We start from the raw sequence: 23,301 nt of genomic DNA on the forward strand, positions 1-23,301 counted from the left end.
GCTTTTTATTGCCTTCTGTGCCCCTGCTTTTCAACTGAATGAAGACTTAGGAACCGTAGGCTCACCTACTATTTGCAGGAGAAGGAACCTTTGCAGACTATTTCGAGGATCATGATGGAAAAAGCGAACAACGCTATTCCAATTAGGCCGGCTGAACGATAAGTAGTTTTGCAACCGATAAGGCAAAGCGGGCCGACCATGACACCAGAGATCGCAAAGAACCAGTGTGCCCAATGTTTTCCCGACCCAGGCGCATCGAAGCTCATAGCAATGACCGGAAGCAAGAGTAAGTATCCTGCAAGACCAAGTTGGTTAATAAGGTTCAACATGCGCCCTCCCGCAGTAGCAGCCGCAGCAATCGTCATCCACCTCGGCACATGAACTAAATTTTGTTCGCGACTATCAACAGGAAGCTACAAATAAGCAGTGCGTATCCGCAGAACTCCACGAAGTTCATTCTCGTTGCCGACATGGTAATACTTCCCATCGTGGCACCAAGGAACGTTGCAAATTGTGTAAACTATTTCCTTCTTTGACTCTTCAATCGCGAGCATCACGTGCAAGAAAGTAAGAAAGAGGAGCGCCATGATTTAATGCGTTTTGTCCTAGGCTATGGCAATGGGAAAATGTCACCTGCGCCCCCTAATCCCTTCTCTTCTTTGATGACTAATAGCCGCCGGATGCACCGCCTCCTCCGAAGGTACCGCCGCCTGGTTGGAATCCCTTGGGCTGCGACATCCTGGGCTCCGGGGCGAGGGGCTGGATTGCCGCTAGCGCCTCGGCATCGAGACCATAAAGACGCGGTTCGAGAAGCGGTTCGGCGGTAAAGGCGCCCCGGCAGCGCTTCGAACCGGCGCGCAGCCAACGCAGCAGGCCGAAGGCGAGGCCGACCACCAAGAGCCCTGCAGCTGTCAACTCTTCGGGAAGATGCCCGAGGTGTACGTAGTACTTCAGGGTGAGGATCGACAAGATGGCGGAGACAACGCCGAACCAGAGCAGCGCCCGGTCGCGGCGGCCGATTCCCATCGCCAGGGAAGCCACCGGCAGGATGGCGGTAAGCAGGGCGCAGATGTCATCGCTCCAGGAAAATAGCGATTCTCCCGGCGTCCACCCGAGCCATTCCCGCCAGAGGAGTCGGTGAGCAAAAAGGTTCACGTCAAGGTAGATCCCAGCCAAGGCAGAGATGCGCACAGTCTCAAGAGACCAGACGTATCCCCGGTGCAGGCTGTCACGGCGGCCAAGTCGCCGCTGCGACCAGATCGCCGCTGCACCGAGCATCAGCAGGAGGACGAGGCGAGTCAGGTGCGGCTGCTGCCAATGGAGAATGTCTGCAAGATGGAAGGGAAGGCCGGCAAGGGCAAGCATCGCCCCGAACGCCATCAGGGCATAGCCGTAGCGGACCGTCAGCAGAATCGCACCGGCGAGGAAGATCATGTGCGCCGTCAGCGCGGCCAAACGTTCAGTATCGTGCCCCCAGTCGTGGGCAGGGATGGCGACCGCCAGGGCGAGCATGCCGACCGCCAGCAACAGCAACGCCTCCTCGGCGCCGCAGCGGTAGAGGCGGCGACCGGCAATGAGTTCGTGATCGGCGACCCAGGCGCAGAGTGGGGCGAATATCAGACACAACAGGGTGAGACCGGTTTCCTCAACCTTTAGAGTCACGGCCGGCATCGCCACGAGGGCCACCACTCCGACCACGGTGAACACGGCGAGGAGGATGCGAATGAAGAGGTTTACCCGCACCAATTCCGGACGATAGCGCTCTGCCACCGCAGCGGCCTGCTCCGCGGTGATCATCCCGGCCTCCTTCCAGCGCCGGGCCTCCTCCACCACAGCCACCCGGCGCTCACCTTTCTCGTAGAGGTCGATCATTCAGCACTCCCGAAGCGGCGATGCAAGGCTACCAAGGTCGTAAGCAGCGTCGCCGCGCTGACCAAAAAGTAGAATATGATCCCTTCACTGCTCCAGTGCCCCAGATCGAGCATGAAGATAGTGATACCGACATAGCCGTAAAGGACGGCGTAGAGGAGGAAGGCGAAGCTACGCTCCCGAAGGGCGTAGAAGGCGCTGCCGCTGCCGGTCAGCAGCAATCCGGCAAGATAGGCCGAGCCGGCGGCGCGAGAGCCGACCCCGGCGACCAGGGCGGTGAGGAGTACGTTGACCCCGAGGTGCAGGTGAACGGGAAGGAAGTGGCGTTTCCAGCCAAGTCGGGTCTGGGCCGTCCCCGCCGCAATGACCAGGGCTCCAAAAAAGAGAGCGCTGTCGCGCAAAGCGCCATCCCACAACCCAGTGCCAAGGTGGCTGGTTTTCACACCGAGCCAGGCACCAAGGGTGGAGAGTCCCAGGGAGAGGACCAGGCGGTTGTCGAAGTAATGGGCGCAGAGGAGATAGATCAGGGCGGAGGCCAACAACCACCAGTTCCAGTATTGGTCGAGGAACTGGTAGCGGAGTTCCAGATACCCCTGTAGCGTCCCGAGAAGGAGGCAGCCGAGCAGGAGGACGTAGTCGTACGCCGCGTCAGGCGTCGCGAGACTTTCGGGGGAGAAACCGCCACCGTGGCGCAGGCAGTAGGCAAAACAGGCCACGCACCCCAGGGCTATCGCCGCGAGCAGGGTGAGGTGGCCGATGGAGGCAAAATGTTCGGCGACAAGCAGACCGAGTCCGGTAGTCAGGATCAGGATGCCGCCATAGAGGAGCAGCCGCAGTTCCCAGTGCACAGAAAATAGCTCTCGACCGTAGATCCGGCGTAGCAGCGCAGCCTGCTCCCGACTCAGGATTTCGCTACTCTCAAGATCATTCAGTGCCTCTTGCACTTTTGCCTCCCTTCATATTGTTCGATGGGCAACGCATAATTTCAATGGCGTCCCCCTTCTCCCCTATCTTACAAATAACCAACGCTGAACAAGTCTTGTATAGCGAGGCATTACAACGTACACCATAAGGAAGACGACAACTCCAGTTACTGCCAATGTAGCTAGAAAACGGTTATTGGGAGCCCCAAGGTAATCCATAATTGGATTAACTACGAACGGCATACTTAACGCTAGAGGATAGATGGCTGACCATGTAACAAGAAACTGTTTCCAGCGTACCGGTATCTTGGCCTTCGCCCCCGCGGGAGTAAACCAGAAATCCAGCCCGCTACTGATAAAGAAATCGTCATCGGTCACAAACAGAGGCCGAACCTTTTCTATCAAGCGAGCGCGAGTCGGAGATTCCATCCACTCTCGCAAGTGTTCTTCGGTATCGAAACGGATGATGACCGTATAAGTTTCAGTCAATCCCGGTATTGGACGAACGATGTGCCAGTCCAAATGACCTGGCGAAGCTTTGCAAAGAGGCGCAATCTCCTCAAGCCACCTTTCGTATTCCGCCTGCTTGTTTTCGCGCAACCGATGAGTAATAACAACCGTCGCGCCCTCACCGGTTTTCCTATCAGTGGATAACTCTGCGCTCATTCGGTTTTTTCCTCTCTTCCAGCACCAGGGAACGTAGGTAACGATGTGCCAAGTAAGGGGCAACGTATAAATTTATAAGATTCGAAAGAACAAACTTTATTATATGTGTCCCCCTGATCCTAGTCCAATTTCACGCTTGGCCTACTGATCCCAGACAAAGCTCAAGGTACCGTTTCGTTCACGCAATCCGGTTGCCTTCGATGGCGCTGCCTTTTCGGCACTGCCGGTAAAGCCGAAACCGTTCCACCTGTATTCCATGACGGTCCGACGGTCCGTCCCCCGCCTTCTTTTCAGAAACGCCTCGTCCCGATGGAGCGCCACCAGCACCGGCTTTTTCTTCCGGCGGCTGACGAACTGGGCGTCCAGGAGCGGCCGGCTCAGCGCGCTCCCCCGCCACAGGGCATGGAATGCCCCGTCAAAGCTGTAGAGGTAGACCCTCTTGGCAACCTCCCGGTCCAGAGAGGAGAAAACCTCCTGGATCAACATCACTTCCTTGATACCGTCGCCGTTCACATCCACCGGCTGCACCTTGCGAATAGGCATCGGCGGCGTCCTCGCCTCTCGCCGGCCCGTCTCCAGGTCGTACAGCTCAAGCCGGGACATGACACCACCGCCACCCTCTGGCACTTGCACGAGCCGTTTCGTCTTCGGCGAGCGGCCGAAGCGGCCGGTCCAGGATGGATTGACCGGTGGCGCACAGGCGGCCAGCACCGCGTTTTCCGCCGCAAACGGGTCACCGACGGCAGTCACTGGCAGGTAAGATCCACGGGGCGTCTCGTGTCCGATGAGCCGGCACGAGAGCTTCCCTGACTTTATCTCACAGTCAAGCAGCGCCCCCTTCTTGGTTGCGTCGAATTTCTGATCGAACAAGAAGTTGCCAAGGGACCAGACAACGGGTTTTCCGTCGACACAGGCCGCCGCCCCCGGCACATGCGGATGGGTTCCGACCACTACATCTGCTCCCGCAGCGACATAGCGCCGGGCCAGTGCTCTCATCCGCTCCGTCGGCGCGGCAATCAGTTCACGACCCCAGTGCACGTAGACTGCAACCGCCGTCCCGGTACGTTTCAGGCGACGGACCTCCGCCGGCAGCTCAGGGTCGTCGGCTGCCATAAGGTGCTGCCAGTCGCCGGCTACATTTACAACGTCCGTCGCTGAGACGACAGCCAAGGTGCCAGTTCCTGTCTCGAGCGTCACCGAGCTCGCTTTCCGCGTCAAAGCCACAATCCCTCTGCGGCGCAGGCCATCTGCCGTCCGTTCGATGCCGCTAGCCCCGGAATCAAGAGCATGATTATTCTCTAGTGACAGCACGTCAAACCCATCCAGCAGGTCAAGCATCCCGGCTCTGATGGGAAAGCAAGGCTGCCTTCCAGGGGAGCAAGCTGCTCCGACCGAGCCTTCCAGGTTTGCCACGTTGACCCTGTCGAGGGCGAGAAACGGGGCAAGCGCCTGCCGCACCGGTTGCCCCCCCTCATCTTGGACGAACCTCTCCACCCCGCGCGAAAGGAGGACATCGCCGTAAAAACGTACCCCTGCCGCGTGAGCCTGCAGCGGTGCACATAACGCCGCCATCATCACCGTCACGCTGAGCAGGGCGGCTCCCAAGGGGTGGAGCGATGCCCCGAGACAGCCACGCCCCATCCTATCTGCCGTTAGCATCGAGGGTCTTCATCGGGGCGACGGTAGTACTGCCGTAATAATCCCTGATCCAGGCCGGGCGGGGCTGCTTCATCTTCCGCCATTTCTCGCTGTTCAGGCTCTCCTCGGCGGTGAACTCGTAGTACGAATAAACAGAGCCCTTGGCGATCTGCCTGCGCCCGAAGTAAGGCACTACCACGTCCATCTCTGCCGCATGACCAAGCGCCTCGTACAACCGTACTCCGTGCAGATCATCCTTCTGAACATCAACGATCTTTCGGATCGGCTCCGGATTGGAGAGCGGTTCGCCGTCGGTGCCGCTTGCGCTGGCAATGACCTGCATGAAATGCTCGACGGTCCTGCCGATGGAGAGGATTTCGTCGTAGTCTGCATCGCTCAGCGCCTCCCCCTTCAGCTCCTTGCGCGCGATCGTCTCCAGCGATTGCAGGTGAGTACGATGTTCCGAAAAGCGCTTGCCGAGTTCCTGCCGCAGTTCCGCATCGGGGACCGACTTCTCGAACTCTTTGGCCAACCGCGCGAAGGCCCTGTCCAAGGTCCGGAAAAACTCCGGATTTGGCTCCACGTATCCTCTCGGCCGCCCCACCTCGAGCGTTTCATATCCGCCCTCGCCGGCTTCTGCTGCCACCTGTTCCACCATGGCGATCGTCTCGTAGCGCAGGTTAACCCAGCTCCCCAAAGCCGTGTTCAGTTGCTTCCTCCGCCACGCTGCCGTTTTCGTGAAGGCTGGAGCCTGTCCCGTTTCCCGGGTGAGACTTGCCATCAGATCGAGCCAGTTCTGATAGAGGCTTGCATCCCAGGCACTCCGGGGGAAACCCTTTACCAGGGCCGAGACCCGGTCCACGTACCGTTCGTAATTCGCATAGCGTCCCTCTTTAAGTTCTTTTACAAGGATTTCCCGCGCCTCGGCGGCGCCCAGGACCGCCATGATGTCCAGCCCCCGCGGAAGCATGCGTGGGTTCTCCCGCGTACCGACCGTCTCGGGCCGCTCCTCGTGGGTGATCAGCTCGTCGAAGATGAACGCGTCCAGCGTGTAGACTGGCGGCAGCAGGCGGAACAGGTCCCGTCCTTTGAGCCAGGGGAGGTCGCTTTTGAATTCAGGGAGAGGGCCCTGACCAATCTCCTTCAGATTGAGCGGGCTGCGGTACCGGGATTCCCCGAGTATGCTGCCGTACAGGGAGAACATCTTTTGCAGCGCAGGATAGACCTTGGGATCGCGGGCAACCGCGAGAATGGAGGCAGCGTGTGAACGGCCCGGCTCCTTCTGCAGGTCGAACGTGAAGGACTGGAACCACTTTAGGGCTCGGAAAAATCCCTTCAGTTCCTTGTCCCGTTCGTATTTGCCGCGGATGAAAAAGTTGTCATAGCCTAACTGCTCACCGAACAGCGAGGGTGCCCAGCCCTTCGCCGCTTCGATACGCTGAACCTCTTCACGCACCGTCGGCGAAGCGCCTTTGAGCGTCTCGGGCTTTAAAAGCGCCAGCCCGACGCCGAACAGCGCCTCCACGTCCGGCGCTGATTTCTTCTGCCGGCTGACAGCCGCGCCCGCTGAACAAAACTCTGTCAGTGCCTTCGCCAGCACTGTCCGCTCGGCGTTGGCGTACAGGGTTGAGAAGGAGGCGTAGAACGTTTCGAGCACCGCGTCGCTCGTGACGAAGTAGGGGCGGTCATGATCACCGAATTCATCCCGGGTCCCGGCCCCGTACGCCTCGGAATCGTAGAGCGTGTAAATCTGGTCGTTTCCGGTCTCCTGGAAGATGAGCTGGTTGCGTGCCAGTTTGTCCCGGTCTTTGTGAGGAAAGGTGAACATCCAGAGATTTTCCACGTCTCCCAACGGATCGTTGTACGGCTCGACGGCAAGGACGGATTTCCCGCCTACACCGCCGACAGCGGCGACAAAGCCTTGTCCGTCGGGAAAGAAGCTCGGGGGGGAAGACAGGACTCTCCCGGCAAGTACAGGTTTTCGTTTGGGTGATTGGCGCGGCATGACTGCAGCCGTGTGCCGTGCGGGGTCGTACTCAAGGAAGCCGCACTGGTTCGGGGCCCAGGAGAGCATGCCTGACGACGCAGGGACCTTGATTGTCGCAGGGTGCCACCAGTCGTAGTAGGTATAAGCCAGCATTGCGGCGGTGTTCGCGCCGGTCCGGTAGAGGAGCAGGTTGCCGCTGGGAGACCACTCCGGGTACTCTCCCCCAGCAGTGATGGGAGCAGGAGCGCTTTCAAAAGAAGACTCCTTTTGCCAATAAGGATCTTTCAGGAACTGGGCCTTTCGTTGTGGCGACACCGTTATCGGCTGATCGTATTCGCCAGACTCCCGAACCCACCAGATGTCCTTGCGCCCCCTCTCATCCGAGGTATAGGCAATACGGTACTGTTTATCGAAACGGTATGGAGAGCAGCGCGGCCACGATTTTTTCCGGGCCGGGTCGCGGGTCACCTGGACCAGCTTCTTAGCGTTCAGGTGGTAGAGGTAGATTTCCGAGCCCCCCTGCCGCGTACCCGCGAAAACCACCTGGGAGCCGTCGGCGTTCCAGGCCGGGTCAGCAACATCATCGAGCCCCACTTCCAGGACTGAAATCACCCCGGAAGCAAGATCGGCCACCGCCAGCATTCCTTTGCCGCCACGCCTCAATTCAAACACCACGCGTGAACCGTCGGGGGAAACGCGAGGGAACAACACTTCGCCATCGGCAACTGCTATTTCCTGGCGCTTCACTGGGTGGAACGTCACAGGAAAGACGTCGATAAAGACCTTAGCCGCCGGAGTGCCGTTCTCCAAGGCGGGCGGACGGCGTGCCGTTTCACCGCGGAAGGCCATTTTTCCCCTCCAATGAAAACCGAGGACGGCAGCCCCTACCAGGACGGCACAAACGGCCGCTATCAAATGACCTCGTTTAAGTTTCATATCCACCCGCCCTCTTTCCACACAGGATCATCAGGCACACCAGCTTGGTTGTAGCTCCTCCAACGTGGCTGGAGTCACCTTTTTCGAACGTCCCCTCGCATGAATTGTCGGTTCGAATCCGAGCTTTTCGCAGACAGATTCCGCATGACTTGCTTAGCCCATCGCCCCTCACCAGCTTTAAAATGAATTGGAAGGAAAGACTCAGGAACGGCTCTCGACGTCTAGATTCCACAGTCCAAATTTTCTGTAATAATAAAGATCAGCATCAATGCTCGTCGAGGAGGTCACATGCCACTGAAAGATACCTTTCATACCTTTGCCCGTTCGTCGGCAGAGGCGCTCGGCTCGCCCTATGCGTTCGCGATTGCTATCGCGATTTTACTAGTATGGGCGGGCATGGGGCCAATCTTCGGGTTTTCAGATACATGGCAACTGATCATCAATACAGCCACTACCATCGTCACGTTTCTCATGGTGTTTCTTATCCAAAACACACAGAACCGTGACGCACGGGCTCTTCATCTCAAGCTCGATGAGCTTCTCAAAGCACAGAAAGGCGCAAGGAACTCGCTTGTAGACCTGGAGGATTTGTCCGACCATGAATTAGACCGTCTCCAGGCCGAATTTGAACGGATAAGAAAGAAAAAGTCCCCTGAGAAATAACTCCCAGATCGATGTTCAAGGTGGATTAGGGACGTCCTTGGGATTTTGGCTTTAGCTGTTGCATCCGCCGAAAGATGGGGTCAGGTCTTTACTCTTGCTCCATTTCATCCTGCACGTGTTGTCATTTCCATCGATGACCACAACTCTTGCAGCAATATCTGTTCCGGAATAGAAACATCGGCAGTGAAATAAGAAGGGAGATCGCTGCAAATTTTCTCGTATAATTCTTTGTTTCTATATCTGTCGCGCCGCAAGCCGGACATGCCGAGTCGGAAAGCAGTCCTTCTGATTCCTCCGGCTCAATGTATTCTATGTTTTCCTCAATGATTGCTTTTGCTTCTTCTGCATTTTCTTCCGGCACATTCAGCTTAACTCCACCCAGTGCGTTTGAGTATAGCCAGTTGGCGCCGACAGTGTACTCGTTGTCGAGAAAGCAAAGGATTCCTGCCGCCTCAAGTTTAGACTTGGCTAGCCCTGCTTCCGGCAGATCTCGATACTGGGCAATTGTTACAAGTCTACCAGCCATTTCTTTTCCTCATCCTTTTTCATGTCAAGAATCAGTCCTGCCTTCATGCTCCTCATGCTCCGCGCTTTGTTGGAGTGTTCTTCCTCTTCAAACTGAACTATGTGTTTCTCAAAAAAACATCTTATAAAGCGCTACAGTTGATAAAATATGTGAACAGAGGGTGATTAATACGACTGAAGTGCCTACAAGCGTAACATTTTTTCGGATAGGCAACACCAGTTCCAAGGGTTTAGGAATTTGTATCTTTGTTTTTGATCGAATTATGTGGATCATGTCTGATATTACCAACAAGGTAAGCAACAAATAAGATGTAGTACCTATCAAAGCAGTCCAGTCCGCTATTTGTATCACAGCTTGAGCTTTTGGTAGAGAATCCTTCGTTATATTATTTGAAGCGTTGAGTATATCATCGCGAAACATCATGGTTTTAAAGAATATTGCCATGATGAATGGCATCAGTATTTTTGGAACCCAATGTGCTAGAAAATAAGCTCCTACCCATGGCAAAGAGGGGAATTTGAATACTTTATACAGGAAAAGCCCCAAATAGCCGATGACACTCCATTCAACAATGCGTACGATCCAAATTAAGACGGTCGGGGTTGCCATCATTTCCTTTGCACCAATGTGGAGACGACGCCTCCTGCTGCAGCGTCTATGTGCCGCCTAGGACGACAGGAAGAGACAGTGGGGATTCCCATCGATTCAAAAGGTGATGGTAGTCGGGGTGTATGCGTAACATATGGGGTTCGTGCCCCTGATAATGGTACATCGTGAGTACGCCGTGCCCTAGAGTTCCTCCGCGGTGGTCGGCAACACGCCGCAGGCCTCACGCAGCTGACGTGCAACTTCCTCGGCCGCACGTCTTCCTTCCACGCCATCTCCAACGGTGATGCCGGTGCCGTCACTGCATTGGGCCGTGATCCGGTACAACAGCCGCGCACAGGGGCCTGTACCGCACGCGCCGCTTCTCACCGGCTCGACTCTCCTTACCGCCACTGCGGCAATGCGGGACGCGGGGAGGGAAAGCCCCATGAAACGGCGCACGACGTTCAATTCGCCGGCACCGGCGCTCACTTCAAGGGAGTTCCCCGACAGCCAGACGGAATAGAGCAGCAGGCCTCCACCGATCAACCCAAATAGCGGCAGCATGACGGCTTCCGCCCCTGGGTTCTTCACCACGATGATGACGACGCCCCCCAGAAACCACGCACTGAAAAATGCGGACAGTAAGGCGCTCTTCGCGTTGCGCCGACAGGGAAAGAGCAACTGCACTCCTGCGGGGTGACGTCGAATTCGGACCGTACGGGAGGGGAGATCCATGGGGGGCTTGAGCTCGCAAGCCAGGGGAACCGTCAGTTGGGAGCGCTTAGGCCTTCCGGTCCTCAGCACCGGTATGATGAAGCTTCGGTCGAGCTCCAGACCGGGCAGCTCGGCAGTGATCCGCACTGTCCAGACATTCACGTTGCTGCTCGACAACTGGTTGGCGGGAACGGCAAAGCGAAACGCGATTCTTGTGCCAACACCAGCCGGCATCGATGTGGCGTAGCCTCGCTCATCCCACATCAGTTCCATGTGGGTGTCATCATCCCTTTTGATGCCTCTCTCGCAGCGAAGGGAAACCAGAAAGACGTTGTCGGCGCTGTAGCGGACGGGGAGATCGATACTCCCTCCAGCTTCACCGCCGATCGACGCTGGTAAAGGGTCCATGTGCAGGCGGATTTCACCCAGATCCCGCATCTGACGCCTTTTCTTCAACGCCTGCCAGAGAAGCCGGAGCCCTACCAAAGGTAACAGCAGGCCGAGTGCCGCCAACGCCTCGCCTTTGATGAGCGCATTGAGACAGATGAAGCCGGTGGGTTGCGCGATGGCATTCCACAAGATGGCACCCCACCAGCAAAAGGCTACCTCCCGGACGTTTGCTGGTGGTATCGCCGCATCCCCGGTCGTCGCCTGCTCCTGGTTAAACCGGATCATGAAAAGGTTCCCTCCTGAGCCAGACTTTTTCCTACAATTCTTTTAATATTTTTTCATTTTCCTGTCAAAGAATATCTGTATATTCAGTTATAAACCCCAGCCAATTTGGCCCGTCAAACTCTACTGAGACTTATGTAGCAAAGCAAACAGGGGACGAAGTGCTATAGTCATACCTGCGGGTTTATGTCGTAAAATCACGGGAGGAATTAAAGATGGGTCAATACCAGATTGGAGTAATCGTGGGGAGTCTACGTCGGGATTCCATTAACAGAAAGCTTGCCAATGCACTGGTAAAGCTGGGCCCTGCCGAGTTCTCTTTCAAGTTTTTGGAAATAGGTGACCTGCCGCTCTACAACCAGGATGACGATGACAAACAGGCCCAATCGGTGGTCCAACTCAAGAGCGAAGTAAAAGGATGCTCCGGTCTCATCTTCGTGACTCCCGAATACAACCGCTCCATGCCGGGTGTACTTAAAAACGCGCTAGACAACGCCTCACGCCCCTACGGGACGAGTGCCTGGACCGGCAAACCGGTCGGTATTCTCGGGGCATCCATCGGACAAATCGGTTCCGCGATGGCACAGCAGCACCTGCGCAATACGCTTGCCTACCTCGATGCACCGACCATGGGGCAGCCTGAGGTGTTCATCCAGGTGAAGGATGGCTTCTTCGACGGGGACGGGAACATCTCGAGCCCCGACACGGTGAAGTTCCTGCAGGGGTGGATGGACCGCTACGTCCAGTGGGTGAAGCGGCACGCGGAATAAGCCCTCCGCAAATAATAATTTGGCGCAGACAAGAAGGCCCCCGTCGCATAGCCGGGGGCCTTCTTGTTGACGACGGTCCAGTTCACCTTCTTGGGACCGGGGGGGCGGTTTGCGAGTAAAAGCAAATCCCCCCTGCCCCCCCTTCGCAAAGGCGTGCTACGGGGGGCAGGCTCCCCCTTCGCAATGGGCGACTCGACGCCTCGGACTCCACTAGCAGGTTCCCTTTTACGGGTAAACATGCTATTAATGAGCGCCGAGAACCCCTATGAGAAGTGACCGCGTCCACTATATCCGCCCCCAGGCCCTGGTGATTTTCCTGGTAGTCCTGTCCCTGCTCAGTGCAGGTGCACGGGTGCCCGACCTCTCGCGTCCCCATCGCCCCAAGCCGCTCCATCGCGTCACCTTCGAGCTCCAGCAGAAGAATATTTCCAGCCAGCTCAAGCAGTACCACGACCTGGTCGCCGTGTTGCCGAAGGTGGTCGAGGCCGTTGCCGTCACCAGTTACGGCAGCGTTGTCCAGGCAACCCCGACGCTGCGCCGCTCCCCCGCCATCATCCCCCACTCCGGCCGTGCCCCTCCCAAACAACTCCAAGGCTGATCCACATTGAAATTCGCATCCTGCGCCGACCGACGTCGGTAAAGGAAATGCCGGCTCGCGCAGCGGCACCCGGCACAGTGTTGTCCTACAGTGACTCGCCGCGACGTACCGCTTTGGGCGCCAGTTGAGACGCGCAGGCGCACCTTTGCGTGATGTACTGCTCCCGCTACGTCCCCTGCCGTAGCTGCCGAGCCTTCGTCTGCGCATCTCCCGCGCCAGACGGCAAAGCCTTATGGAGAACCGCATGAAAAGCAGTATTTTGATCTTTCTTTTTCTGATGACTTTCGGCGTCCGGACCTCTCATGCCGCCTGCAACTGCGAGGACTGGATGGACCGGGGGGGATATTGCGTCGATTACGTCAAGTCGAGGATTCCCTCTTTTCCCGTACCGATGCGTGACGACATGCCCGACCTCAAGAACGCGGAGGTCACCGAGATCACCGAGGGTGACGTCGCCATTTTCACCATCAAGAGCTACTGGCATGTGGCTTATGTGGAGAGGGTGCACCGCAACACACAGGGCGAACCGATATCGATAGATGTGAGCGAAATGAACTTCGGCGACGAGCCGACCTTCCAGGAGTTCAGGTCCAAGTGGAGATCGGCGAACCGGGAGGAGTGGAACAGGGCGCGTTGTTGCGGCATCACCGACAACTACGACGAGATCACCACACGCAAGAACGTGGATATAGCGACGGTGCGCCAGATCTGGTCCCCCGACGACGCCGCGCGTGAATACACAGCCAGGGGCCGCCTCAAGGCGCTCATGGGAAGGGTAAAGGAAGTCATCAACCGCTTCTACGACCTTGCGGACATCTAGAAGGGGAACGTGGCTTTGCGAGACAGGGCACGGGCGTAATGGCCTTTCCGTTACGTGCGGGCCTGCACGGGATCAGATGACGCGTTTCGCCCCCAGGTACCGGGAGCTGTAGTAATCGCTGTTCATGTCGGAGACGGTGACTTCTCCCCTCCCGGATGATGCGTGGATCATCTTGCCGTCGCCAAGGTAGATGCCGACGTGGGACGGATAGGAGGCGTAGGTCTGAAAAAAGACCAAGTCCCCCTTTTGGAGATCGCCCGGGGCGACATCGCTGCCTACGGCGATCTGTTCGCGCGCCGTCCTGGGGAGGTTGATGTGATGGGCCTGGAAGACTTGCTGGACGAAGCTCGAGCAGTCGATGCCGCTCGGCCCTTCCCCGCCGAAAAGGTAAGGCGTGCCGAGGAATTCCGAGGCGGTCTGGCTGATGCCATCGGCCTCGGCGCCCCGTGTCGTGGAAGGAGACGGCATCGACGCCGCCCACTCCTGCGCTTCCGCCGTCTCCAGCGACGCGGTGCTCCGCATCTGCCTGGCGGGTGTCTGGTCGAGTCCCTGCAGGAGGCTGGCGATGGCCCGTTGTCCCTGAGAGGCAGTGTCTGGGCGATCACAGGACAGGGCGAGGGTACTTTGCATCATCCGGATACGGAGCAGTTCCGCCGCGGTCTGTGGCGATACCGACTTCGCCTCTTCAGGGGCGCTCATCGAATGTAGCAGGGATTGGAAGTCCGTAGTGACGGAGGCATTCTTCTTCTGTACGCGGACATCGCGCGGCGATGCGGGCAAGGCTTGTGTCTGCAGCGGGTTTATTGCCATTGTTTTTCCCATCCGGCCGGGCCCGCACATGGGGGGGGGCGCAGCCGGTGTTTTTGACGCGGAGTCAACGCTCCGTCACCGAAAAAGGCGTTCGGAGCCATAATTGACGGATTTTCCGGCGATAGTGACCGGTTCCGCGTCATGTATTGCAAATTGGCAGCCAACTTGGCGTAGGGGAAGAGCGCTACTGATTGGCGGGGATCGTGAAGGGGGTCAGTCGCCGAAAGCTTCGCTGTCGAATATCTCCTGGGACTCGCGCGAGGTCTTCATCACGGTGCCCCGGTACAGTATGTACTGCCTGTGGCAAGCGCATGAGTATGACAGTTTCACACTCCAGTGAGACTGGACATAACCCGGATACTCGTTGCGCAGGCCGCACTCGCAGGTGAACCCGCTATCGTCGTGCTCTATGTCAGCCATGACTTCCTCCAGCCTGCCACCACAACAGAATGAAGAAACAAAAGAGATACTGTCGTGCCGGCATTTATCCGTCTGGTATATGAATCATATTACTAGAGACAATGCGGGTAAGTCCCATTAAAAGCGAAGAACTTTTTCCGTATACGATTCTATGCGTCCTCCCTCGAAAGTCAACTTCACCGCTCAAAAAGGATGGGAATTTTGTACCTGTCCGCTTCGGATCATCCCGTCGGCTCACACCCCGTTCCTGTAGACAAAAGGCCATTGCTTTACCATATGCAATTAGTGTAATGTATTCAGGCTTCTACATAGAGGGTCCCCTTCTGCGGGCATCCTCACTCCGACGATACACGACAATACTAAACCACCCGCGAGGGTGGGGCGGAAAGCCCATTGGGTCTCATGCAGACAGCCGGGTTGCCGAAATATCATTTATAAGGCGACGCGGTTTTTTTATTCGGTAACCGATTCAAACGGGTACTGGAGGTCTCATGCTGGCACTGGATAGCACCATCGGCTGTATCGAAGTCGCGGAATCCGAGGTTCTCGACCTCTTTCGCTCCGCACCCGTCACTAGAAGTTCCTCGCCCGGTTCGCGCCCCGAATCGATGGAGGCGCACCTGTGCGCCATCAGAAAGAAGACGCTGGTAAAGGTCTATCTCACCTTTGTCGTCAACGACCGCAAGATCTTCGTCTATACCGCTCCCGGCAAGGGAACAAGTGAAGCCGAGTACTCCCGTGACCTGGACGAGGCACTGGAGTGTGCCCGGGCCATGGGGTTCTCGCCCGAGCGCGTAGACATGAGCTACAGTCCCGCCATGCGCGAGGTAGTTGTGCGCAACTCGAAGATCCTGCGCCTCCCGGGGACAAAGGGGGCCGCCGCGTTAAAGCATGGCCAGGCCGGAGCGCCCACCCTCCCAATCGCTCAGAAGGCGCAGGTAACGGAGGGCCCGTCGTCCACGACCGCCCCCACCCAGCTCCTTTCTCCTTCCATCCCGGCTCCACCGGCACCCCGTCAGGGAGCATCCGAGCCGGACAGCCCGTCGAAGGCCGAAACCGGCAAGGCGCACCAGGCCCTTCTGGCAGAGCGCGACGCCCTGACCGCCCAGTTGCGACAGCTCTCCCTTCAACACCAGCAAGACGCGGAAGAATTGTCCGCGGCAAGGGAGGCATGTGCCGTCCTTACCGCGGAGAAGGAGACATTCCTCGGGCAAGCGAGGCAGGCAGAGGAGGAGCTTCGGGTAAAGGAAGCCCAGACAGCCCGCGCGCTTGACGAGGCGGGCGGGCTGGCGGCACGGCTCGATGAGCTCACGCGGCAGCACGCCAACACGGAACAGGAGCACGAGGCCATGGTGGAGAACCTGGCCCAGGCAAGACAGGATCTTGCACAACTTGCCGAAGAGCGTGATGCGGCACTCGAGTCGGAACGAAAAGCAGGGGAACTGCAGCGTGAGACCGCCGCGAAGCTCGAAGAGGCGCAGCGGGGGCTAGAACGGCTGAGGCGGGAGCGGGAGGAGGCTTCGCAGCGGTTGACCGCGGTGACGCAGGAGAAGGAGCAACAGGAGCAGGAGCTTGCCGAACTGCGCCGTCGCCTTTCCGAAACGCAAGCGGCGCAGGATGCCGCACAAAACCGCGGCGCCCGGCTGGAGGAGCAGCAAGCGACCGCCGAGAGCGAACCGGACGATCTGCACGGAGAAATCCGGCGGGTCGGCGAAGAAAGGGACGACGCCCTACGACGCGCCGCAGCGTCGGACGAGAAACTCGGCACCGCCGAAGCCGAACTGGCCGATCTTCACCACGAACTAGCCGATCTGCGCGGCGAATTGGCCGATCTGCGCCGCGAACTCGAGCAGGTCCGGGCCGAACGCGATCAGGCCGTTCCACCGGCGGCGGCACCGCAGCCAGAGAAAAGTCCCGCCGAAGACTGGCCTTACCGGCCGCACCTCGAGTCCTCCAAGGCGCAGCAAAAGGACGACGGGTCGCGGCAGTCTCCTCTCCCCCTCCCCCCGAACCCGGCCTTTGGCGAAATAGCGCCCTTCGAGGAATTCGATGTCCCACAGCAGAAACATGACTGGTCCGCAGCGCCTCCCCCAAGCGGCGCCTTGACCGACGCCGATGCCGCATCCCCGCCGCCCGGTCAGGAGGAGCCTTTCTTCGTCCCCTTGGGGGACCTTGCAGGGGGTGGGTTCAACTTCGGGGCGGACGACGGAGCGCCAATTCTATTCATGCTGGAAAGCGGCCTCTCGGCCATTGAGGTGCAAAATACAGAGGACGTGCTGGAACTGCACCACTCGATCAACAACGCCTATCTGTCACCGGAAGGAACCGGAGGTCAGGAAAGCTGCCAGGGATATATCTGCGGTTTGCGCAAAGGGGAGAAGAAAGAGGTCTTCGCTGCGATCTACGGAACACAGAGCAAGCTGACCAGGGTCTACCTCCCTGAAGAGCAGCCGCAAGACGACGATTCCTATGCGAGAACGGTGAGGGGGGCTATCTGTTTTGCCGAAGAAGTCGGCTTGATGATGGAACCGGTACCGCTTGAGGGCCCGAAGAAGATGGAGCGTCTCAAGCGATGCCCGGCACTGCGTTTGGTAGGATCTGCCTGAAGCTAGGACTGCTGATTTCTCTTGAACAGGAAGTCGCTCCACCGCTCTCCGGATCTGGTAAGGGGTTGCTGCGATTTTCTGATCGGGTCACGCCCGATTTCGACCCACCCCGAAGACCTCAAAAAGGCGACGATCTTCCTCTCCCTGATCAGGTAGTCCAGCATATAAGAAGGGACATTCTTCTCTTCGCCGTTTTCAAAAATCACCGTAATTCCCATCTCTAACACACTCCTTTGTTCCAGGTGAAACTCCTCCCGCCTCCTTCCTCATGAATCATTCTCATCGACCAGTGTCATTCTAGCCTACTCCGGCTATCTATTCAACAAGACATCGCCTTCAACGATACAACCTATCGCCCAGCCAAATAATCTCCGACATCCGGCAGTTCACTCCCCCCCTTTCGACCTCCCAAAAAACCGCCTCCAATCGCTTGCCATTTCATGAACAACTGCTAAGTTTCTTCACTGTGTTTGAAATCACTAACAAAACTGAGGAGGTGCTCACATGAACGTGACGGCCTACGACAGCTCATAAGCCCCCCCTCCCCCGCTCTCACGGAACGCTCTGATCCGGTTATGCAGGCCAGACCCGAGACAAGGAGGAATTATGCAACGCAACGTTTTAGGGAAATTCTCGTCTTTTTTGATTGCCTCAACCGCTGCAGCCGCACTTTTCCTGGGCGGCTGCGAAGGGGACAGGGGTCCCAAAGGGGAGCCCGGTGCACCCGGCGGCGCCTTTACTAACCTGAGCACCGCCACCACTGATCAACTGGCAAACATCACCTTTGACCAGGACACAAGCACGGTCGACAGCGTCACCATCCAAAGCCCACCCGTAGTCACCTTCACCTTGAAAACGACCAGCGGCCAGGCCGTCGAAGGGATCGGGAGCAGGGATACCTCGGGGCGGCTCAACAACCTCGGTTTCTCGCTCGCAAAACTGATACCCGCCTCCAACGGCACGCCTTCGCACTGGGTGAACTATATCGTGACCACCGTCCCCACAGGCGGAGCCGCCGTAGCCGCCTCCAGGCCGACGTCGGACCGTGAAGGGAAGCTCGAATATCTGGGCAACGGCAAGTACCGCTACACCTTCGCCCGCGACATAAAGCTGATCCAAGGCCAGGTTAACGCCATGACCTTCACCGGCAACAACCGCAGAAACGACCTGGGCGATCTCACCTACGATCCCAGCAAGACGCACCGCCTCGTGGTCGCCTACGGCGGGAACATCCCCGGTACTAGTCCGGCCGTGGCGTACAAAAACGCCATCAACCTCGTCTACGACTTCGTTCCGGCCACCGGGACCCGCGTGACCTCGTCGACCTCAAACGCGGCGCAGCGCAACATCGTGCTCACCAAGTACTGCAACGAGTGCCACGGCAACCCGGGCGACCCGAATAACCTCAACGAGCGGGGGTGGGGCTTAGGTATCACCACGCCTCACGCCGACCGGGTCGACACACGCTACTGCGCGATCTGCCATACGAGCCAGCGCGCCTATGGAAGGGCGATCTCGACCGCGACAAGCGGCGCTTTCACCGGCAACACCTACGTGACCGCCGACGTGAGCACTGCCGACCCGTCGACGGACGAGGCCCAGATCCTGGGCGAGTTCGTGACCATGGTCCACAAGATCCACATGGGCAGCAACCTCACCCTGACCGGCTACAGCTATGCAGGGGTCCACTTCAATGAGGTAGCCTACCCGCAGAGCGCAGCACTTTGCCGCAAGTGCCACCGTGCCGACACGGCGAAGGAGCAGGCGGTGACGCCGCAGGGCAACAACTGGCGCACCATGCCGAGCAGAAAAGCCTGCGGTGCCTGCCATGACAACGTCCACTTCTCCACCGGCACCATTACTGAAGGCACCACCACCATCACACATCCGGTGCAGTTGAACGATGCGAGCTGCAACGCCTGCCACACCCCGACCGCGATCACCGAATCGCACGCGCAGGCCATCGTGACTCCGCTCAACCCCGAAGCGCCGGCAGGGCTCACCAGCTTCACCTACGATCTGGCCAGCGCCACCGTCGATGCGAGCAACAACCTCGCCATCAAGTTCCGCATCCTCAACCAGGCGACCAACACGCCGATCACCCTGGCGACCCCGGCGGCAGGACTCACCGCGGCACTTCCGGGCTTCACCGGCGGCCCGAGCTTCCTTCTGGCTTACGCCATGCCGCAGCTCGAGACCGGCACTGCGATCCCGGCTGACTACAACAACCTTGGGAAGGTCGCGGCGCAGCCGGATGCGATATCCATCGCCACCCTGCTCAATACGAACAACGCCGCGACAGGCAGCATCACCGGTCCGGACGGCAGCGGCTACTACACCGCGACCATCAACGCCGCCTCCGCCTTCCCGGCCGGTGCCAAGATGCGCGCCGTAGCGATGCAAAGCTACTTCACCCAGACCGGGTTCGACAGCTCGATCGCCGGGCGCCACACGCGGGCGGTGATCGTTCCCGTCTCCGGCGACGCCGTACGCCGCACCGTAGTCGATCCGGACAAGTGCAGGAACTGCCACGAGTTCTTCGAAGCCCACGGCGGGCAGCGCGTCTACCAGACCCAGGTCTGCGTGACCTGCCACAACCCGAACCTGACCACCTCTGGGCGCACCATCAGCAATACCAAGCTCTCCGGCTTCAACTTCACGCCGGTTCAGCTCAGCATCCTGACGACCTGGGATCCGGCCTTCAACAAAACGACCGCCGGGTACGCCCTCACCTTCCCCGAGTTCTCGAACAACTTCAAGGACCTGATCCACGGCATCCACGCCGGTGCAACCCGCACCGACCCGATCCGCGACGTGCGCAACGGCCCGAGCGCCGGCATCACGCTCATCGCCGGTGAGGAGATCACCTTCCCGAACATGCTGGGCAACTGCGAGGCCTGCCATATCAGCCAGCAGAGCTACACCCCGGATGTGGTGAGCGCACTGGCGCCGAGAGCTCTCCCCTCGACCCAGGTCACCCAAAGTGCAGCTTCGGCGGAAACACCGACCACCACCACGATCACGGCAGCGCGTGCCACGGTCCCGAACCCGGAGGACCTGGTGGTGGCGCCGATCACCGCCGCCTGCGTGAGCTGCCACGACACCCCGCTCGCCAAGGCCCACATGGTGGCGAATGGCGGCCGCCTGGGCCTAGCCGAGACCGGTCCGTCCTACACCGACATGGGTGTCGCACGTGTAACACTGCCGTCGCTCGCCGAGCAGTGCGTGCTCTGTCACGGCCAAGGGAAGGTCGCCGACGTCATCACCATGCACGCGGCGAACCGCCCGGCGGTGGTTTCCGTTGCCCCCACGACCACAACCACGAGTGCGACCAAAGCTCTCATCAAGAAGATGTTGAACTGGTAAGAGCACGACCGGCCGGGGGCGTTACGCCCCCGGCTTTTTCCACTTTGCATTTCCCCACGCAACCTGAGACAGCATCAAGAAAGGAGGAAATGTCTTGAAAATTAAAACCGCGAAAAAGACGGGAGATCCGCCTCCCTTTGCCTCAAAGCCCATGCGGACCGTGCTTTTGTCCTGCTTCCTGGTGCTCCTTCTCCACCAGGGCGCGAGCGCAACCTCGATCTCGGGGAACTCCACCACCATCCTGCGCATGAGGGAGGGGATGGATGACAAGAACCTCTTCCCGCTTTACGAATACCTGCACCTCTCCGCAAGCGATACCACGAAAAACGGCGCGATCTCCCTGGAGATCGGCGGCTGGGGACGGGTCGATCTGGGCGATCGGAGCTTCGAGCACCGCGAGGAGGGGGACATCCAGTACGGCTTTTTGAGCTACCGCGCGAACCGCAACAACTTCAGGGTGGACGCCGGGCGTCAGTGGGTGGTCGAAGGTGTGGCCACCGAGCGGATCGACGGCCTCTCCCTGCGCAGCGACCTGGCTGCAGGGTTCACCGCCGCCGCCTTTGTCGGCTCGCCCGTGGTGACGCAACCCAACTTCAACGACGGAGACCTCATCTACGGCGGCCGGCTCGCCCACTCCGTCCCCAAGTACTACACGATCGGCATCAGCGCCTTGAGAGACGAAGCGAGCCCGGACGCCGTGCGCGAGGAGGAAGGGATCGACCTGTGGCTGCATCCCATCGCCATGGTCGACATAAGCGGCCGATCGACCTACAACTCGCTCAGCGACGGGTGGATGGAACACTTCTATACCGCGAGCGTCACGCCCACGGACTCCTTGCGTTTCAGCGCCTCGCTGCAAAACGTGCACTACGACGACTACTTCTACCACGTCACCACGAGCGCACTGAGCCTCACCAACGGCATCATCCTTCCCGGTGAGGAGATGTGGAACGCAGGTGGAAGCATCGGCTACAACGCTACCAAGAGCATCGCCGTTTCTGCCGAGTACAACCATTACGAGTACGACATCGCCGGCAACGCCGATTACTACGGGGCGACCGGCAGCTTCGGTACCGCAGCGGGGCTTGCCGCCGGGGTCTCCTACCACCGGATGGACGGCTCCACCAACCGTCTGCGCTACAACCAGTACCGGGTATGGGCCGCCCAGAAGTTCGGCCCCATCGACGTCGCCCTGGATTTCTTCGACGTCGACTTCGACAGGAGCATCAACGGCAGGGAGAACACCTTTTCCCTGGCAGGTGCGGCCGGATATGATCTCACGCCGAACCTTAGGGTGGCCGCCGACCTCGACTACATCCGGAGCGCCGATTTCGACAACGAACTGCGCGGGCTGGTGAAAGTCACCTACGCCTTCGGCATCGGAAAGGAGGGGAAATAGTGAAAAAGATAGCCTTGCTTGCCTTGATGCCCCTGATGCTCTCCCTGCTCTATGCCTGCGCCAACACGACCAGCGTCGCCCGCGTGCATCCGGAGGAGGTAAAGGGGCTTCCCAGGTGCGCCGAGTGCCACACCGGTCAGTGGGCGGCGCTGAACCACCAGGCACAGGATTTCTACCTGAAGCACAAATTCTACGCCGCCCAGCAGCGGGAAGCCTGCAGCGCCTGCCACAAGGAGTCCTTCTGCGTCGAATGCCACGCACACAAGGAAGAGATCCTCCCGAGTGACAAGTACAAGGAAAGGCCCGAGCTGGCGCTCCCGCACCGGGGGGACTACCTGAGCCGGCACAGGATCGAGGGGTGCATCAACCCGGCCTCCTGCCTTAAGTGCCACGGACGGCAAAACAACGAGAGGTGCAAATCATGCCACAAGTAACCAGACCAGCCCAAGCTACCGTGATGCTTTGGTGCCTGCTGCTGCTGTCGCTTGCCGGCTGTGGGGACACCAACAACCACGCAAGTTACGACCCGGACAAGGGTGAACACCCCGACGACTGGCTCCCCGCCCGCCACGCCGTGGCCGCCATCGGCCGCCTGCAGGATTGCACGCCCTGCCACGGCGAGGACCTGAAGGGGGGCATCGCCAAGGTAGCCTGCACGAGTTGCCACATGGGCAATGAGACCGACGTACATCCGTTGGAATGGGGCGGATACGACTACGCCCGGCATGGCGCCTGGATCAGAGACCGCGTGGTCGCCATGGGTATCCCTGCAGTGGACCTCGGCCCCGGCGCGCTTGGAACCACCTTTACCTCCCAAGCGAAAACCGCGACCGCCAGATGCGCCAACGTGTTCTGCCACGGCGCCGACTACCGGGGCGCTCCCGGTTCCGGCCCTTCCTGTTTCGACGACCAGCCAGGCGTCGTCGATTCGAGCTGCCACGCGGGGAACGCCTTCTCCTTCCACCCGTTGGACTGGTTCCCGGCAAGGCTGACGACGAGCCCCGGCATCGCGCCGACCATCCTCCCCGCCCACGGCGCTTACGTGCAGACCTACGGTGCGGCGGAGTGCTCCATCCCGGTCTGCCACGGCACCGGGACCCCGCCGACCATATCGGTCGGTATCGGCAGTACCCGGATCACCGGCACCACCCCGACGACGCCGAACTACCAGAGCTACGGCCCGGCCTTCACCGGATTCACCACAGCGAGAACCCAGGTCGTGGTCACCAATACCGGACGCCTCTGCGCGGCGTGCCACTTCTGAAAAGTCGTACCGGAAAGAACAAAGGGGGGCCTGCCGTCGCAGCGCCCCCCTCTTTTTTCTTTTCCA

21 protein-coding genes and 1 riboswitch are annotated in these 23,301 nt (G+C 59.1%); of the genes, 9 read left to right on the forward strand and 12 right to left on the reverse strand.

All coding sequences use genetic code 11. From position 1 onward, the window contains the following. Window positions 1-68 precede the first annotated feature (68 nt). From E8L22_RS00610 to E8L22_RS00635, 6 genes are all read right to left on the reverse strand, one after another. Entirely contained in the window at window positions 69-329 is a 261-nt protein-coding gene (locus E8L22_RS00610) for a hypothetical protein (RefSeq protein ID WP_136523368.1), read from the reverse strand. A gap of 337 nt (window positions 330-666) precedes the next feature. Then, window positions 667-1,872 carry a hypothetical protein gene (locus E8L22_RS00615; protein WP_136523369.1) on the reverse strand — a complete coding sequence of 402 codons (1,206 nt, stop codon included), beginning with the start codon at window positions 1,870-1,872 and terminating at the stop codon, window positions 667-669. Further along, the gene (locus E8L22_RS00620) at window positions 1,869-2,813 is read right to left on the reverse strand and encodes a DUF2157 domain-containing protein (RefSeq protein ID WP_136523370.1); all 945 of its coding nucleotides are present in this window, start codon (window positions 2,811-2,813) and stop codon (window positions 1,869-1,871) included. The genes E8L22_RS00615 and E8L22_RS00620 overlap by 4 nt, the downstream gene beginning before the upstream one ends. Window positions 2,814-2,876: 63 nt before the next feature. Next, window positions 2,877-3,458 carry an antibiotic biosynthesis monooxygenase gene (locus E8L22_RS00625; protein ID WP_136523371.1) on the reverse strand — a complete coding sequence of 194 codons (582 nt, stop codon included), beginning with the start codon at window positions 3,456-3,458 and terminating at the stop codon, window positions 2,877-2,879. A gap of 141 nt (window positions 3,459-3,599) precedes the next feature. Next, the gene (locus E8L22_RS00630) at window positions 3,600-5,117 is read right to left on the reverse strand and encodes a CapA family protein (protein ID WP_136523372.1); all 1,518 of its coding nucleotides are present in this window, start codon (window positions 5,115-5,117) and stop codon (window positions 3,600-3,602) included. Next, window positions 5,101-7,932, reverse strand: coding sequence for a DUF3160 domain-containing protein (locus E8L22_RS00635; RefSeq protein WP_162604751.1), 2,832 nt, complete (start codon window positions 7,930-7,932; stop codon window positions 5,101-5,103). The genes E8L22_RS00630 and E8L22_RS00635 overlap by 17 nt, the downstream gene beginning before the upstream one ends. A gap of 375 nt (window positions 7,933-8,307) precedes the next feature. Between E8L22_RS00635 and E8L22_RS00640 the strand changes: the two genes are divergently transcribed. After that, a complete protein-coding gene (locus E8L22_RS00640; RefSeq protein WP_136523374.1) occupies window positions 8,308-8,682 on the forward strand; it encodes a low affinity iron permease family protein in 375 nt (124 codons plus the stop codon). A gap of 121 nt (window positions 8,683-8,803) precedes the next feature. Here E8L22_RS00640 and E8L22_RS00645 read toward each other — a convergent pair whose 3' ends face one another. From E8L22_RS00645 to E8L22_RS00655, 3 genes are all read right to left on the reverse strand, one after another. After that, complete coding sequence (locus E8L22_RS00645; RefSeq protein ID WP_136523375.1) at window positions 8,804-9,208, reverse strand: putative signal transducing protein; 405 nt, start codon at window positions 9,206-9,208, stop codon at window positions 8,804-8,806. 108 nt (window positions 9,209-9,316) lie between these two features. Beyond that, window positions 9,317-9,817 carry a hypothetical protein gene (locus E8L22_RS00650; protein ID WP_136523376.1) on the reverse strand — a complete coding sequence of 167 codons (501 nt, stop codon included), beginning with the start codon at window positions 9,815-9,817 and terminating at the stop codon, window positions 9,317-9,319. A gap of 180 nt (window positions 9,818-9,997) precedes the next feature. Next, entirely contained in the window at window positions 9,998-11,185 is a 1,188-nt protein-coding gene (locus tag E8L22_RS00655) for a hypothetical protein (protein ID WP_136523377.1), read from the reverse strand. A gap of 239 nt (window positions 11,186-11,424) precedes the next feature. On the opposite strand from E8L22_RS00655, the gene E8L22_RS00660 reads away from it, so the two are divergent. From E8L22_RS00660 to E8L22_RS00670, 3 genes are all read left to right on the forward strand, one after another. Beyond that, window positions 11,425-11,952, forward strand: a complete 528-nt coding sequence (locus tag E8L22_RS00660; protein ID WP_246044481.1) for an NADPH-dependent FMN reductase — start codon at window positions 11,425-11,427, stop codon at window positions 11,950-11,952. Between the two features lie 265 nt (window positions 11,953-12,217). Then, the gene (locus E8L22_RS00665; protein WP_136523379.1) at window positions 12,218-12,550 is read left to right on the forward strand and encodes a hypothetical protein; all 333 of its coding nucleotides are present in this window, start codon (window positions 12,218-12,220) and stop codon (window positions 12,548-12,550) included. A 244-nt stretch (window positions 12,551-12,794) separates the two neighbouring features. Next, window positions 12,795-13,370 carry a hypothetical protein gene (locus E8L22_RS00670; RefSeq protein WP_246044483.1) on the forward strand — a complete coding sequence of 192 codons (576 nt, stop codon included), beginning with the start codon at window positions 12,795-12,797 and terminating at the stop codon, window positions 13,368-13,370. 72 nt (window positions 13,371-13,442) lie between these two features. On the opposite strand, the gene E8L22_RS00675 is transcribed toward E8L22_RS00670, so the two are convergent. Further along, a complete protein-coding gene (locus E8L22_RS00675) occupies window positions 13,443-14,180 on the reverse strand; it encodes a C40 family peptidase (RefSeq protein WP_136523380.1) in 738 nt (245 codons plus the stop codon). 213 nt (window positions 14,181-14,393) lie between these two features. Beyond that, window positions 14,394-14,600 (reverse strand): hypothetical protein, encoded by a 207-nt coding sequence (locus E8L22_RS00680; protein WP_136523381.1) that lies wholly within the window; start codon window positions 14,598-14,600, stop codon window positions 14,394-14,396. 348 nt (window positions 14,601-14,948) lie between these two features. Continuing rightward, a riboswitch (cyclic di-GMP riboswitch) is annotated at window positions 14,949-15,025 on the forward strand. Between the two features lie 66 nt (window positions 15,026-15,091). Here E8L22_RS00680 and E8L22_RS00685 point away from each other — a divergent pair. Then, the gene (locus E8L22_RS00685; protein ID WP_136523382.1) at window positions 15,092-17,206 is read left to right on the forward strand and encodes a coiled-coil domain-containing protein; all 2,115 of its coding nucleotides are present in this window, start codon (window positions 15,092-15,094) and stop codon (window positions 17,204-17,206) included. A gap of 2 nt (window positions 17,207-17,208) precedes the next feature. On the opposite strand, the gene E8L22_RS00690 is transcribed toward E8L22_RS00685, so the two are convergent. Next, window positions 17,209-17,424, reverse strand: a complete 216-nt coding sequence (locus E8L22_RS00690) for a GSU3473 family protein (RefSeq protein ID WP_136523383.1) — start codon at window positions 17,422-17,424, stop codon at window positions 17,209-17,211. 388 nt (window positions 17,425-17,812) lie between these two features. On the opposite strand from E8L22_RS00690, the gene E8L22_RS00695 reads away from it, so the two are divergent. The 4 genes from E8L22_RS00695 to E8L22_RS00710 all read left to right on the forward strand — a co-directional run bounded on the left by E8L22_RS00695 (window position 17,813) and on the right by E8L22_RS00710 (window position 23,235). Next, window positions 17,813-20,572 carry an OmcA/MtrC family decaheme c-type cytochrome gene (locus tag E8L22_RS00695; protein ID WP_136523384.1) on the forward strand — a complete coding sequence of 920 codons (2,760 nt, stop codon included), beginning with the start codon at window positions 17,813-17,815 and terminating at the stop codon, window positions 20,570-20,572. A 94-nt stretch (window positions 20,573-20,666) separates the two neighbouring features. Continuing rightward, a complete protein-coding gene (locus E8L22_RS00700; RefSeq protein ID WP_246044485.1) occupies window positions 20,667-21,971 on the forward strand; it encodes a porin in 1,305 nt (434 codons plus the stop codon). Next, window positions 21,971-22,405, forward strand: coding sequence for a cytochrome C (locus tag E8L22_RS00705; RefSeq protein ID WP_136523385.1), 435 nt, complete (start codon window positions 21,971-21,973; stop codon window positions 22,403-22,405). The genes E8L22_RS00700 and E8L22_RS00705 overlap by 1 nt, the downstream gene beginning before the upstream one ends. Further along, complete coding sequence (locus E8L22_RS00710; RefSeq protein WP_136523386.1) at window positions 22,393-23,235, forward strand: cytochrome C; 843 nt, start codon at window positions 22,393-22,395, stop codon at window positions 23,233-23,235. Before E8L22_RS00705 ends, E8L22_RS00710 begins: the two co-directional genes overlap by 13 nt. The last annotated feature ends 66 nt before the right edge of the window (window positions 23,236-23,301 follow it).

Source organism: Geomonas ferrireducens, assembly GCF_004917065.1.
GTDB lineage: Bacteria > Desulfobacterota > Desulfuromonadia > Geobacterales > Geobacteraceae > Geomonas > Geomonas ferrireducens.

Coding starts and splice junctions, on each gene's coding strand:
- E8L22_RS00610 (WP_136523368.1), bottom strand. CDS start 329: ATGTTGAACCTTATTAACCAACTTGGTCTTGCAGGATACTTACTCTTG.
- E8L22_RS00615 (WP_136523369.1), bottom strand. CDS start 1,872: ATGATCGACCTCTACGAGAAAGGTGAGCGCCGGGTGGCTGTGGTGGAG.
- E8L22_RS00625 (WP_136523371.1), bottom strand. CDS start 3,458: ATGAGCGCAGAGTTATCCACTGATAGGAAAACCGGTGAGGGCGCGACG.
- E8L22_RS00630 (WP_136523372.1), bottom strand. CDS start 5,117: ATGCTAACGGCAGATAGGATGGGGCGTGGCTGTCTCGGGGCATCGCTC.
- E8L22_RS00635 (WP_162604751.1), bottom strand. CDS start 7,932: ATGGCCTTCCGCGGTGAAACGGCACGCCGTCCGCCCGCCTTGGAGAAC.
- E8L22_RS00640 (WP_136523374.1), top strand. CDS start 8,308: ATGCCACTGAAAGATACCTTTCATACCTTTGCCCGTTCGTCGGCAGAG.
- E8L22_RS00645 (WP_136523375.1), bottom strand. CDS start 9,208: ATGGCTGGTAGACTTGTAACAATTGCCCAGTATCGAGATCTGCCGGAA.
- E8L22_RS00650 (WP_136523376.1), bottom strand. CDS start 9,817: ATGGCAACCCCGACCGTCTTAATTTGGATCGTACGCATTGTTGAATGG.
- E8L22_RS00655 (WP_136523377.1), bottom strand. CDS start 11,185: ATGATCCGGTTTAACCAGGAGCAGGCGACGACCGGGGATGCGGCGATA.
- E8L22_RS00665 (WP_136523379.1), top strand. CDS start 12,218: ATGAGAAGTGACCGCGTCCACTATATCCGCCCCCAGGCCCTGGTGATT.
- E8L22_RS00670 (WP_246044483.1), top strand. CDS start 12,795: ATGAAAAGCAGTATTTTGATCTTTCTTTTTCTGATGACTTTCGGCGTC.
- E8L22_RS00675 (WP_136523380.1), bottom strand. CDS start 14,180: ATGGCAATAAACCCGCTGCAGACACAAGCCTTGCCCGCATCGCCGCGC.
- E8L22_RS00680 (WP_136523381.1), bottom strand. CDS start 14,600: ATGGCTGACATAGAGCACGACGATAGCGGGTTCACCTGCGAGTGCGGC.
- E8L22_RS00685 (WP_136523382.1), top strand. CDS start 15,092: ATGCTGGCACTGGATAGCACCATCGGCTGTATCGAAGTCGCGGAATCC.
- E8L22_RS00690 (WP_136523383.1), bottom strand. CDS start 17,424: ATGGGAATTACGGTGATTTTTGAAAACGGCGAAGAGAAGAATGTCCCT.
- E8L22_RS00695 (WP_136523384.1), top strand. CDS start 17,813: ATGCAACGCAACGTTTTAGGGAAATTCTCGTCTTTTTTGATTGCCTCA.
- E8L22_RS00710 (WP_136523386.1), top strand. CDS start 22,393: ATGCCACAAGTAACCAGACCAGCCCAAGCTACCGTGATGCTTTGGTGC.